This is a genomic window from Romboutsia sp., assembly GCF_035470145.1.
Taxonomy (GTDB): Bacteria; Bacillota; Clostridia; order Peptostreptococcales; family Peptostreptococcaceae; genus Romboutsia_D.
In genome coordinates, this window is the sequence record NZ_DATIRC010000066.1 from 1 (window position 1) to 13,539 (window position 13,539).

General features: G+C 28.9%; 12 protein-coding genes. 1 reads left to right on the top strand and 11 read right to left on the bottom strand.

All coding sequences use genetic code 11. The features are described 5' to 3' along the window. The 9 genes from VLM92_RS02305 to VLM92_RS02345 form a co-directional block, all read right to left on the bottom strand. On the bottom strand, positions 1–407 hold a 407-nt coding region (locus tag VLM92_RS02305; protein ID WP_325274739.1), incomplete at its 3' end, for an SDR family oxidoreductase. Between the two features lie 98 nt (positions 408–505). Further along, positions 506–1,600: an ornithine racemase Orr gene (gene orr, locus VLM92_RS02310; RefSeq protein ID WP_325274740.1), complete on the bottom strand. Its 1,095-nt coding sequence runs from the start codon at positions 1,598–1,600 to the stop codon at positions 506–508. Next, complete coding sequence (locus VLM92_RS02315) at positions 1,585–2,976, bottom strand: GlmL-related ornithine degradation protein (protein WP_325274741.1); 1,392 nt, start codon at positions 2,974–2,976, stop codon at positions 1,585–1,587. The genes orr and VLM92_RS02315 overlap by 16 nt, the downstream gene beginning before the upstream one ends. After that, positions 2,976–5,180, bottom strand: coding sequence for a D-ornithine 4,5-aminomutase subunit OraE (gene oraE / locus VLM92_RS02320; protein WP_325274742.1), 2,205 nt, complete (start codon positions 5,178–5,180; stop codon positions 2,976–2,978). Before oraE ends, VLM92_RS02315 begins: the two co-directional genes overlap by 1 nt. Further along, positions 5,174–5,548: an ornithine aminomutase subunit alpha gene (locus tag VLM92_RS02325; RefSeq protein ID WP_325274743.1), complete on the bottom strand. Its 375-nt coding sequence runs from the start codon at positions 5,546–5,548 to the stop codon at positions 5,174–5,176. Before VLM92_RS02325 ends, oraE begins: the two co-directional genes overlap by 7 nt. A gap of 54 nt (positions 5,549–5,602) precedes the next feature. Next, a complete protein-coding gene (gene ortB, locus VLM92_RS02330; protein ID WP_325274744.1) occupies positions 5,603–7,024 on the bottom strand; it encodes a 2-amino-4-oxopentanoate thiolase subunit OrtB in 1,422 nt (473 codons plus the stop codon). Continuing rightward, complete coding sequence (ortA, locus tag VLM92_RS02335; protein WP_325274745.1) at positions 7,017–7,325, bottom strand: 2-amino-4-oxopentanoate thiolase subunit OrtA; 309 nt, start codon at positions 7,323–7,325, stop codon at positions 7,017–7,019. The genes ortB and ortA overlap by 8 nt, the downstream gene beginning before the upstream one ends. 120 nt (positions 7,326–7,445) lie before the next feature. Further along, the gene (gene ord, locus VLM92_RS02340) at positions 7,446–8,510 is read right to left on the bottom strand and encodes a 2,4-diaminopentanoate dehydrogenase (protein ID WP_325274746.1); all 1,065 of its coding nucleotides are present in this window, start codon (positions 8,508–8,510) and stop codon (positions 7,446–7,448) included. Positions 8,511–8,796: 286 nt separating this feature from the next. Then, on the bottom strand, positions 8,797–10,191 hold the full coding sequence (locus VLM92_RS02345) for a sigma-54 interaction domain-containing protein (protein ID WP_325274747.1): 1,395 nt from the start codon (positions 10,189–10,191) through the stop codon (positions 8,797–8,799). Positions 10,192–10,527: 336 nt separating this feature from the next. Here VLM92_RS02345 and VLM92_RS02350 point away from each other — a divergent pair, with 336 nt between their 5' ends. Next, positions 10,528–11,631 (top strand): HAMP domain-containing sensor histidine kinase, encoded by a 1,104-nt coding sequence (locus VLM92_RS02350; RefSeq protein WP_325274748.1) that lies wholly within the window; start codon positions 10,528–10,530, stop codon positions 11,629–11,631. Positions 11,632–11,796: 165 nt separating this feature from the next. Here the strand turns inward: VLM92_RS02350 and VLM92_RS02355 are convergent, their stop codons facing one another. Both VLM92_RS02355 and VLM92_RS02360 read right to left on the bottom strand, forming a co-directional pair. Further along, on the bottom strand, positions 11,797–12,660 hold the full coding sequence (locus tag VLM92_RS02355) for a RelA/SpoT domain-containing protein (RefSeq protein ID WP_325274749.1): 864 nt from the start codon (positions 12,658–12,660) through the stop codon (positions 11,797–11,799). 26 nt (positions 12,661–12,686) lie between these two features. Further along, positions 12,687–13,539: helicase-related protein (locus VLM92_RS02360; protein WP_325274750.1), on the bottom strand; the 853-nt coding region annotated here is incomplete at its 5' end.

A 13,539-nucleotide genomic window follows, 5' to 3' on the forward strand; every position in this document is an offset into this window, starting at 1 on the left:
TTAAACCTTGTTGAACTTATATTAATTATTCTTCCATAGTTTTGTCCTTTATTTGCTCTTATAAACTCTTTCGAACATATAAAGCTTCCTCTAAGATTTACAGATATTACATCATCAAATTCTACTGTTTCTATATCAAATATAGATTTATTAAATTTGCTTATAGCACCATTATTTATCAGTATATGCACAGTACCATACTTGTTTACTACTTTTTTAAATACAGATTTAATTTCATCTTCATTCCTTAAGTCTGCTTTATAAAACTCTATACTACTTTCACTAAAGTCATGCTCTACTATATCAATAGCTATTACATTTGCATTTAACTTAGCATATTCTTTAGCTATACTATTGCCTATACCGTTACTTGCCCCTGTTACAAAAACAACTTTATTTTTATACATAATTCTACCTCTTAGATTAGTTAGTTTTCTATTTCCTATGTATTATATAACAAAAAGCATAGTTTATCACTATGCTTTTTGTTATATTCTTAAGTTTTCTAATATGCCAATTCAGTCTGCGTACATTCATTATAAACTAATTCTTTATGCACATACTTACTTGTACATGCTGTTAAAAGCCCACCATATTCTACTAAAAACTCAACTTTATCTCCCACATCATACTTATTTTCACAATCTGTTACATTAAGTATCATATGATCAGAACTAGCTCCTAGTATTTCTATATTTTTATCTATTGGCATTATACCTTCTATATTTATATCTTGTTTACCTATACCAACTATTGCTCTTTTTAATATACCCTTATCTTCATAGCTAGGTACATTTCCAAATGCATCCATTCCAATTTCACCTATTGGCATAGATGGTTTATCCTTTATTTCAACTATTTCACAAACTAGTTTAAATGCATCTTGGTAAGTATTTTCTATTTCCTTCCCATAAGCTGTTTCACGACCAAGTGCTATGGCTTCACCTAATCTTAAATTAGTTATACCATCTGGCATTTTCAAAGCTTGTAATAAATCTATTGAACTAGAGTTACCACCAGATACAAACTCTAAAGGTGTATTATACTCTTTTTCAATTCTTTTTGCTAGGTTTGCTAGCCTTCCTAGGTTTTCCTCTGACGGCATTATTGCTCCATAGCAAGTCAAGTTAGTAGCAATTCCAAATAATTTTATATTTTCTAACTTTAAAACTTTATCTACTACACTAAAGAATTCCTCTTCATCAAAATATCCTTCTCTTAAATCGCCTAAGTCAAACATTAATACTATTTTGTGAACTTTATTTTGATTTTTAGCTTCTTCATTTAACTTATATATAGTTTTAATCTCTGAATTAAAACTAATATCTACATATTTGATTACATCTTTTATCTCACTAATCATTGGAATTCTAAGTAATATTTTAGGTATATTTATATCTTGTAAATTCTTCAAATTCTGAACTCTAGAATCAGCTAAATAATTTACATTATCAAAACTTATTTCTTTAACTACTTCTGGCATTGCACAATATACTTTTGTTACCATTGCCATATCTAAATTATTAGTCTTGCATATATTACTTAGTACAGATACGTTATTCTTTAATTTAGGAATATTAATTTCTAACCTAGGGTACATTCGCTTTCCTCCTCTAGATTTAAGCTTTTTAACATAAGCTTTAGAGATGCTTGTTCATATTTTTTAGATAAAACTCCTAGAGATGCCATTATATAATCATTGTCAACTAATATCTTTGCACTTGCTTTTGGAAAAAGTACATCTTTATTTTTGTTATATTCACAGATATACTTCATTATTTCTACTCTTTGAGGTAGTCGAGTTAAAGCACCACCTGTTCCTACTACATATTTAACTTCTGTTAAATCTTTTCCTTCTGCTATTTTACTTTTTCCACTTGCTCCATAAACATTTCTTATGATTCCAGCATGTCTTTTTGTAGCACGAAGTACTGCTTCTTTCGTTAATCGTTCTACAAGTTTTATTTGATGTGATGTTTTTGGAATTGGTAAATAATTATCCATTACTTCGTCTAAATTAATGTCTGATAATTCTTCTTGTAAATCTTCTTTTCCAATTAAATTAACAATATTTCTCATATTAACATAAACCCCTAAGTCACCTTCAACACTTCTTTTAGCAACTGGTTCTGGGTTTACTAATATTCTACTAACTCCATCATTACCTTCTGTTACAGAATGAATATCAGTAGTTGCACCGCCGACATCTATAACCATTAAATCTCCAATGTATTTTTTCAAAAGTTTTGCACTTTCCATAACAGCCCCTGGAGTTGGTGTTATATGCTCATTTACTAAATCTTTTACATGTTCCATTCCTGGTGCGTTTGTTATATGTTCTTCAAATACATTTTGTATTACTTCTCTTGTTGGTTCTATATTTAAATAGTCTATTTTAGGATAAACATTATCAACTATATAAAGTTTATAATTTGTATCTTCAAATATTAATTTTATTTCTTCTTTATTTTCAACATTACCTGCATATATTACAGGAACTCCAAGGTTTAGTCCTGCAATAAGTTCTGCATTATAAATTGCAGTATCACGTTCACCGTAATCTACTCCACCTGCTATAAGTATTATGTTAGGTTTTATTTCTTTTATTTCTTTTATATCCGTTCTTCTAAGTTTTCCTGCCGTTACCTTATGTATTACCGCTCCCGCACCTAATGCTGCTTCTTTAGCTGCTTTTGCCGTCATATCATAAACTAATCCGTGTACTGTCATTTTTAACCCACCCGCTGCGCTAGATGTAGCAAACATATCATCGTACTCTATGCTTGCTATATCTAAATTTTTAGCTAAGTCTTTTATAGCTCCATTAAGTCCGTTTCTTACATCTCCGCCTTCAAATACAGTTGTTGGTGCTTGACCCTGACCGATAAATTTTGGGCTATCTGTATGTATGCCTGAGAAGGCATTTACAACTGTTGTTGTAGAGCCTATCTCAGCAACTAATACATCTATTTTCATTATCTATTTTGCATCTCTCTTCTTTTTTCAACTAAGAATGTCGCAACATTAACTCCTCTGTCACTTCTTCCAAATCCTGCATCCATTCCATTTTCAACTGCTATTTCAGGCGTAACTTGAGTTCCTCCAGCGGCTAACATTACTTTATCTCTTATTCCTTTTTCTATACAATACTCATGCATTTTCTTCATGTTTTTATAGTGTATATCATCATGGCTTATTATAGTTGAAGCTAATATTGCATCAGCATTTAATTCTATCGCCGCATTTACTAATTTTTCAACTGGTACTGAAGTTCCTAAGTAATGACACTCTATACCATATTTCTCTATACCACCATGTTTTATATCTATTACTTCTCTAAGCCCAACAGAGTGTTCATCTTCTCCTACTGTTGCACAAACTATTTTTAGTGGCTGAGCTTCTATATCAGCTCTTATTTCATCATCAGTCATAATTTTTTGTTCTTCTGGTATTACAAGATCATTTATATCTACACTAAATGGAACTTTTCCTTTTATTTCTATTCTAGTTCCTTCAGCCGAGTGCATTACTTCTCTGTTTATTACTTCTGGATCTTCTAAATTCATTTTCTTTGCAAATTCAAGTGCAGCAAATTCAGCAGTTCTCTTATCTGTTGGTAACATCATAGTAAGCATAACAGTACCATCAGCACACCATTCCATTTCTGGTTTTATCTTAGTAGAGTTTCTAAACTCTTCTGTTTCTTTAAGTCTTACATTTACATTATCCATATCATCTAATTCATCTATGTAAATTATTTTATCTGGATCTTCAAATGTACATCCATCTATTAATTTAGCAGGGTCCATAGCACAAGTTCCATCATATTGAGCTACATTATTATATCCAAAGTGAGCAGTTACTGGAGCTAAATAATCTTCATCTCTTTCATAAACTGTTCCAGCTCCTACACCTTCTTTTATCTTACGGCTTATTCCATCACCGTTTCTTTCTGGGTAATTTCCTGAATCAACAAAGAATCCTTTTTCAACTGCTTCGAAGTATCCACCAACTTCTAATATTTCTTCCATGTATAATACTGCTCTTTCTTTTAACTCTCTTGATTTATCTCTTAAAGCTCCAGTTTCTTTAAGCTCTATCATATCCATTAATCCATCCATACCAACTAATGCTTGTTTAGCAGTATCACAAGCTTCTATGTTGTACATATGCCAAGGAACGTTTCTTCCTTCATCTGGAGTTATTGTAGATTGTATATCAGCTCTTGTTAAAACTGATGTTAATAAGTTAAGAACATGAGTTACTGTAGCTTCTCTAGTTGAAGAATCCATATACTTAGTATTCATTTGAGCTCTCATTTTATATTCACTGAATAATTCTCTTAAAGCTACTGCATATGGTAAATCTAGCGTTAAACATGGAGCTGGTGGTGCAGTTGGAGGTACTGTTGATAAACATATGTTATCTTTTTTAATACCAACTTTTTCAGAGAATACTGAGTTTAGAGCATGTTGTACCATAAGTTCTGGCATAACTTTCCAAGCTTCTCTTGCAGTTGCATTAGCATTATGAGCTCCATCTATTTGAGCCATGTCAGCAAATGCCATTACATTTTTAGCTTCACAAGCATCAACAAATGATCTTATCATATTTATATTTCTATAAAGTACGTTGTATTGTGGATCTTGGTGAGCCCCATTTATTCCTTCTTCAGCAAACATTACAGCAACTTCTGGTCCTGCAACACCACTTACATAAGAGTGATAATTTATTGGTCTTCCTACTTCTTCTTCTATAAAATCAAGAGCTTTTCTTTGTGCTCTTACTTGTTTTCTTGTTATTGGAACTCCACCTATACCTTGTGGTGTACCTTCTATAAGCCCATCAAAGTGAGATTGACCAGCAGTTCTTATAACCATTATATGATCTGCCCCATGGTGAGCTGCCATTCTCATTCTTCTTATATCATCTTCAAATCTTCCTGAAGCTACCTCAGTAGTTATAACAGCCTTTGGTTGTGGGTCTATATTGTTAAAATATTTAGCTGATGGAAGTGCTACACTTTCTTTTAAAGGAGCTGAACAATCTTGATATTTGAAAGGCCCCATTTCTAAATCTTTTTCATTTTCTCTCCAAGTCCAACCTCTTCTCTTTGGTCTGTAACTTTCTAAATCTTTTAATATATTTTCTATATCTAATTTTTTATTTTCTTTTAGCATGATACTCCCTCCTTAGCAAATAAACTAACTACTTCATCCCATCCTTGACCATTTACTAACATTACTCCTGCTTCACGTACACTTATTTCTTTATTTTTAGCAAGTTTATAGACAACATGACCTGCACCTTTACTTATAAGACCATTTTCTAATACTCCATTTAATATTTCTTTCGCTTCTAATGATGAGAATCCCATTCTTAAAAGAACTGATCTTTCTATTGATGGAGATGTATTTTTTCTACCTAACTCTAGCATTGGCTCAACTATTTCACTTGCTAAGCTCCAAAATTTTGCCTTTAGCTCTTCATCACTTAAATTAGCTAAATGAGCTCTTCTATCTTGAAAATCATCTAATCTCTTTTTCATGCTTATCCCCCTATTTATACTTTTATTATTTATATACCTATCTTCATAAATCTACTATAAACTTTTTACAAGTACCTCATCTGCTACAGCCTTTACAAATTCTTCACTACATTTTGCATCCTTAGCTAAGAATTTTATATCTTCTTCACTTAATGAAGTAACATTATTATTTTCTATAGCATTTTTTACATAAGATTTTCTTATTTTATCCATATTTATTTCATTAACTTTTATTAAACTTGGATGAGAAGGTAATATTAAATTTTGACCACAAATTTCATCTTGTGGATTTCCAAATTTAATTTCTATACCATTTTCACGAGCAAATGTAAGCTGTGGATTTATATGTTTTCCAGCTCCTGTATACTCTGTTTCTTGAACTAGTATAACTTGATCTTCATCTAATTCTTGAGCTAAACTAAATGCAGCTGTTAAAGATGTATTTCCAGCTGGACCTCTTTCTAGTCCTTCAAGTTGAGCTAAAAGTTCTGTCATATAGAAAACTTCACCTTGATTTACAGTTACATATCTATCCATATATCTAAGTGGTCTTGCTGCAGATCTTGGTACATCTGATCTATCTGGCCAAGTACAAAATGGTATTCCAAATCCTGTATGACCTGTTGTAAATGATTTCTTATTAAATTGGTTATCACTTGCCATGTGAAGGCCTTTTAAATTAACACTAGCACCAACTACCTTTGTATCAGTTGCACCTGCTTTTATAAGTCCTCTAGCAGTTCCTGTTAGATTTCCTCCTCCAGCATTAGTACAAACTACTACATCAGGATCTTTGCCTATTCTTTCTCTACATTGCATAGCTATTTCGTATCCTAAAGTTTCAACGCCAGCTATCCCAAATGGAGAATATAATGATGCATTAAAGTATCCTGTTTCTTCTAACATTAATAAGAAAGTATAAAATAATTCTGGTCCTACTGTTAATTGAACAACTTCTGCACCATATGCTTCACATTTTCTTGCTTTTTCTATTATTTCAGGCTGTCCAACACCTCTGCTATCATAGCATTCTTGAACTATTATGCATTTTAACCCTTGCATAGCAGCTTGAGATGCTACTGCAGCTCCATAATTTCCACTAGTTGCTGCTATTACACCTTTGTATCCCATTTTTTTAGCATGATATACTGCAGTTGCAGCTCTTCTTGCCTTGAAACTTCCTGATGCATTAGATGCTTCATCTTTTATAAATATCCTTGCACCTTTTCCTTTTGGAGCAACTTTTCTAGCAAGATTAGTTATATTTTTAACCTCTATTATAGGTGTATTTCCTACTGCGTATTGAGATTGGATTTTTTCCATTTCGTCTAATGAATATCCAGTTTCTTTCATCATTTTTTCATAATCAAATGATACACCTTCATTTTCAAATATAGAGTAATCTATTCCTATAGCATTTTTCATTATTTCATTTTTTCTACCCATTACAGCTTGATAACTATTGTCCTTAATCATTTAGCTCACCTCCAAATAGTATCTCTCTAGCACTAATTCCTATTTGAAGTAATTCTGGTATACATTTACCATAATCATGAGTATAGTAAGGATTCACTTCTATTAAATTACCTTTTATATCTCTTCCTGTGATAGTTTTAATTTTTACTAAATCCCCAATATTTGCATCTTCATCTATAAATCCTTTAACCCACATTTCAAGAGGATGTAATTTTGTATCTTCTGGAACTTGTGGGGCCCTTTGACTTGGATTAAGAACTGTATTATGAACTATAACCCAATCTCCACGTTTAGCATCCATACTAACAATCTCCTTTATACTACTTCGTGCTAACCAGGTGTGAAAATTTCAGTTCTCTCAAATACCTAGCTAGCACAAATATTTAGTTATATTTTAAATCTTTATATTTTTATAAGCTTATTATGCTTCTACACTTTCTTTTAATTGTACTAATTCACGTACATCTCCCATCATAGCTCTTGGTACTGGTATATCTAACATTGTTTTAAGTCCAGGTAATGCATTTATAACATGAGGTATAGAGTTTACACACATAGCTATTGTTCCTATTCCACCTGGTATTTCTGGAGTTATTTGTAAGTCTATATTTGGTACACCTTTTATACTTACATAGTCACCTGTTGATAAGTCTTCTAAATGAGGTAATATTTGTTGTGGATGTTCCATTTCTATTTTCATTTGACCATCAACATATCCGTATCCACATTGCTTACATCCAGCTACATTTCCAGCTTGAACTTCTGCATATTCTGATTTTCTATATACATTACTCATTATTGGTTCTCTAGTTTGATCTATTTTTTCTAAATTCCATCCTATACCATCAGTTATCATTTTTATAGATTCAGGGAAACCAACATGACCTGCTATTGATCCATCTTCTACACCTTTCTCAAATACTTCTCTAGTAACTCCAACACCTTGTTCTACCATAACTGCAGTTCCAAATGGTGATAAATCGTTAACTCTAGCTGCTTTTATGTAATCTACTTCTTCACAAGTTCCCGTTAATGCAAGTATTAATAAATCAAGTACAAATCCTGGATTTATTCCTGTTCCAAGTACCGATACCCCATTTTCTTTAGCTATTTTATCTAATTCTTTAGCTAACTCTGGTTCTTGAGCTTGAGGATAAGCCATTTCTTCTGCAGTAGATATAACGTTCATTTTCTTTTCTAATATAAGTTTTATTTTATCAAATGCACCTTTTGTGAAAGAATCTGTAGCTAATAAAACAACATCTGCACACTCATCAGTAAATACTACGTTAGCATCTGAATTTATTATAACGTCTTGTCTTTCTTCTCTCTCACATCCTAATACATCATACATACTTTTATTAACTCTTTCTGGATGCATATCACATACAGCAACTATTTCTATTCCTTTTTTCTTAAGAAGCATTTTAGCCATTCCACTTCCCATTGCTCCAAATCCCCAAATTCCAACTTTAACATTTCTCATTTTTAAATTCCCCCTGTTATTTTTTTATTATTTTTTCTGTCTTTTATTAAAGCAACTTACATGCCATTTTTAATTTTAAATTATTATTTTTTCTAAATTATTTTTTATCTCTAGTTTCAAAGCTTATGAAATGAATATTTTTTCCAAAAATTTGAATTTAATTATTTTTAGAAAATTTAAAATAGTATAAAAATAATATATATATATAATTATTTAAATATAAAAAAGAGCATTAAATTTTGCATATAACGCAAATTTTTTTGCTCTTTTTTTGTTTGATTCTAAATTATTTTCTTCTTATACTATATTTTTTCATTTTATATTGTAAACTTTGCCTGCAAAGGCCAAGTATTGCAGCAGCCTTTGTTACATTATCATTTGCTTTATCTAAAGCTTCGTTAATATACCTTTCTTCTATATCTGCAACGATCCAGTCTAATGGTTTAGCCTCTACATCTATAACATACATATTTTCGGCTACGTTAGTTTTGTACTCATTTATATTTATCATGTCTTCAGTTAATACATCTTCATCATCCATCATACTCATACTCGAATAAATGGTATTTTCTAATTCTCTAACATTACCTTGCCAGTAATGATTTTTAAGTATTCTGCTACCTATATCCGATATATATTTTATATTTTTACCTAATTTTTTATTATATTTTTGTATAAACTTATTGGCAAGTAGTAAGATATCATTTCCTCTTTCTCTTAAAGGTGGTATTTGAATATAAATTACATTTAACCTATAATACAAGTCTTTTCTAAGCTTTCCTTCATTTAATATATCTATTGGATTTTCATTAGTTGTTGCTATTACTCTAACATCAACGGGAATATCTTTAGTACCTCCAACTCTTCTTACATAACCTTCTTGAAGTACTCTAAGCAACTTTGCTTGAAGTTGTAGTGGCATTGAGTTTATCTCATCTAATAAAATAGTTCCTTTATTGGCTTGTTCAAATAATCCAGGTCTATCTATAGCTCCTGTAAATCCGCCCTTTGAAGTTCCAAATAATATTCCTTCCAATAAACTTTCTGGAAGTGCTGCACAATTTTGTGCTATAAATGGTTGGTCACATCTTTTGCTATCATAATGGATAGACTGACTTATTAACTCTTTACCCGTACCAGTTTCTCCATATATAAGAACTGTAGCATCACTTTTGCAAGCTTTTTTAGATATTTTAATTGCTTTCTTAATAGAATCACTTTCTCCAATTATATCTTCAAAATTATAACCTAATTTTTCTGGACTATGTAATTTATTATTTTTAGTTTCTTCAAGTTTTAAAATTTGTTCTGATAGAGCTTGAATTTGAGTCATATCTTTTGATATTTCTAAAGCGCCTATAAGTTCATTTTCTACTACTATAGGTATTGTAGTATTTATAGTGGTAATTTCTTTTCCATCTTTATTTAAATATCGTTGAACATTATCTTTTATAGGCTTTTTGTTTCTTAAAACTTTAAGTAAGGTACTGTTTTTTATTTCCATAGTTTGTAAAACATCTATAAATGATTTATTTAATACATCTTTTTTATCCATTTGTTCTAATTTTGCCATAGAGTTATTATATATAATCGTCTTTCCCTCTTTATCTATGAAATGTATTCCTTCATCTATACTTTCTATTATCTTTTCAATAACTTCACTATATATCTCTTCTTTCATAAATTATGCCCCCTATATTCCCCTGTTTTTGTGCAATTTAACTTTTATCTATTTTGGACCTAATCAAAAAAAGCACCATTACTATAATAGTTTTACGTTAATCATGATTTTCCTTTTTATTACTGTATCTTTATTGAAAAATTTTAAATATTCAAATTTTACATTTAGTTTTTCAATAAAATCAAAATAAATTATATTTTTTTTTACAAATTAGTATAATTAAATTTCTGTTTAGATAAATATTTTTTTTACTTTTTAATATTTTTTGAAATTTTCTGACTTTTTTGGTATAATTTATTATATAGAACTATATTTTACTAATAAGGATGTGTGAATATGAAAAAAATATATATTAAACTTATACTTTTGATAATATTAGTATCTATTTATATTTTAACTCCAATAAATTCTTATGCTTATCCTATTAAAAATATTTTATTTATTAGTTCTTATTCACCTAACTCTATAAGTTTTAATAATCAATTAAAGGGGCTTTCTTATGGATTTAATGATACTTACGAAGTACATAAAGGCTTTATTGTAGCTATATTTTTTATCATAATAAGTTTAATATTAATTATATTTGGATTAATTTTACACACTATAAAAACTTTAAAATATAAAAATGAATTACATAAAATAAAAAAAATTGCTGACGAGGTGAATATTGCTAAAAATAATTTTATAGCTAATATAAGTCATGAACTTAGAACTCCTGTAACAGTTATAATATCAGCTAATCAGCTTTTAAAAATCTCATTATCCAAGGTAAATATTAATAATTACGAAAGCATTAATAACAATTTAGATATAATTTCTCAAAATTGCAATAGATTACTTAGACTAATAAATAATATTATAGATATTGCAAAAATTGATTCTGATTGTGTTGATTTAAAACTTCAAACTATTGATATTATTAACTTAATAGAAGATGTAGTATTATCAGTTATTCCATATGCAAATTCTAAAAATTTAAATCTAGTCTTTGATACAAATACAGAAGAATTGATGATGTCTGTTGACTGTGAAAAGATTGAAAGAATAGTACTTAACTTACTTTCAAATGCTATAAAATTCTCTAATCCTGGGGGAGATATATTTACAACTATTATAGCTGATGAAAATAATCTTAACCTTATTGTTCAAGATAATGGTATAGGCATAGATGAAGAAAACTTATCTAAAATTTTTGATAACTTTATGCAAGTAGATAATGGGCTTACTAGACAAAATGAAGGAAGTGGCATTGGGCTATCAATTGTAAAATCTTTTGTTAATTTGCATAATGGTAACATTAATGTTGATTCTAAGTTAGATAAAGGTACTTCTTTTATTATAACGCTACCTATTAAAGCTAATTTATATAATCATATTTATAATGAAATACCATCTATTAACAATTCTACTAATATAGAGTTATCAGATATCTTCAAATAACTACTACCATTAATTATATAACATTTTAATAATCACAATATATAACAAACTCTTGTTTTAATAATTAAAGAATAATTTTATTGAAATATTACTTATAAAAAAATCGGATATAAGAATACAGATTATACTTAATATCCGATTTTTTTATACTATATTTAAATAATTCTAAGCTTTGTGTAATATTTCATCTATTTCATTTATTAATTCTTTTCTCTCTTTTTTATCTATAGTTTCACTACTTTCTATTTTTTGCTTTAAGTTTATTATTTTTTCATCTTTTATATTTATAGTATTATTGTGCTTTGACTCTATTTCATCAAAACTTTTACTTAACATATTTATAAGAGATGCCATTTCATCTGAACTCCCTGCTATTCTATTAAGTAACATTAGATTTTGTTCTAATACTTCAGGTATTTTATGTAAAGAGTACCTAAGTTGGTGATCAATTTCTCCATATCCTTCTTCAAATATTGTCCTTACTTGTATTTCTGATATAACTTTTTTTGTTGTTGGATAAGATTCTACTAAATAGTGCACTGATCTATATCCTGATAACCTTGAACAAACTTGTATACCTAATTCTTCAAATGTTTTAGTGTTATCTCCTTCTCTTATATTTGCTACTATTTCATTTACATTCCACATTATACTTATAAAATCATGTATTTCTTCCCAATCTTCTTTAAATATATGTATTACCCTTATTCCTAGTAAATCTGTTATTTCCTCTTTATAATTATCAACAGTAAACTCAAAATCTTTTCCATATTTTCTTTTTCTATCTTCTGTCTTTCTTATTACCTTTTCAATTAAATGCTCTGCTTCCTTAACCCTTGTTTTAACTGAATGAACCTTTTTATGTCCTCTTAGTATGTTTGCTATTAAATCAGCTTGTGTTTCATAGCTTTTTCTATATTTATTAAAATCGTTATATATTTCTACTAATGTATCCCACTTTATATTATTTTGAATTAAAAATTCTTCACTTATATTGTAGTGTCTTAAAAATTGTCTTTTATTAAGCATTTATACTCTCCCTTTAAAATCATAATTTACTGATTTTGATTGTCTCTTTTTATCTTTACCATTTTCTTTTTTATGTTTATTTCTTTATATTTTTTTAATAGTTGTTCTCCCTTATGATTTAAAATATCAACATAAGAGCATAAATCCTGTACTTCTATAACTCCAATATCCTGACCCTCTATTCCTTGTAAATTACTTATTGCTCCAACTATATCTAAAACTCTTATTTTCTTTTTCTTTCCTGCATTTAGATATATCCTAGTAACTTCACTATGGATTTTTTTCTCTGTTTTTTTAAATCTTTTTTCTTTTGAAATTTTTATTACATTTTCTTCAAATAGATTTTTTCCTATCTTAACTTTTTCTTCATCGATTTCATTCATCTGTTTAATATTATATCCAATATAGTTTTGTATTTCATCAATATATTTTTCTTCCTTATTACTTACCAAGGTTATAGCTTTCCCAAATTTATCTTGTCTTCCCGTTCTACCTATTCTATGAACATAATTTTCTTTATCTCTTGGAACATCATAATTTATTACCAAGGCAATATCATCTATATGAATACCTCTAGATGCTACATCACTACTTACTAATATATTAAATTTAAATTCTTTGAAATCTTTTATTACATATATACGTTTATCTTGAGACATATCTCCATGAAGTTGCCTTACTAAAAATTTATCTTTTTTCATTTGGCTATAAAGCTTCATGACTCTTTCTCTTGTATTTAAAAATATCATCAATGATTTTGGATTTTCCAAATATATTAATTTTTTTAAAGTTTCATATTTATTACTTTCTTCAACTTTTATATAGCTCTCATCTATTTGTTTTTTATTAATTTCTTCATGATCTTCTATATCTATCATT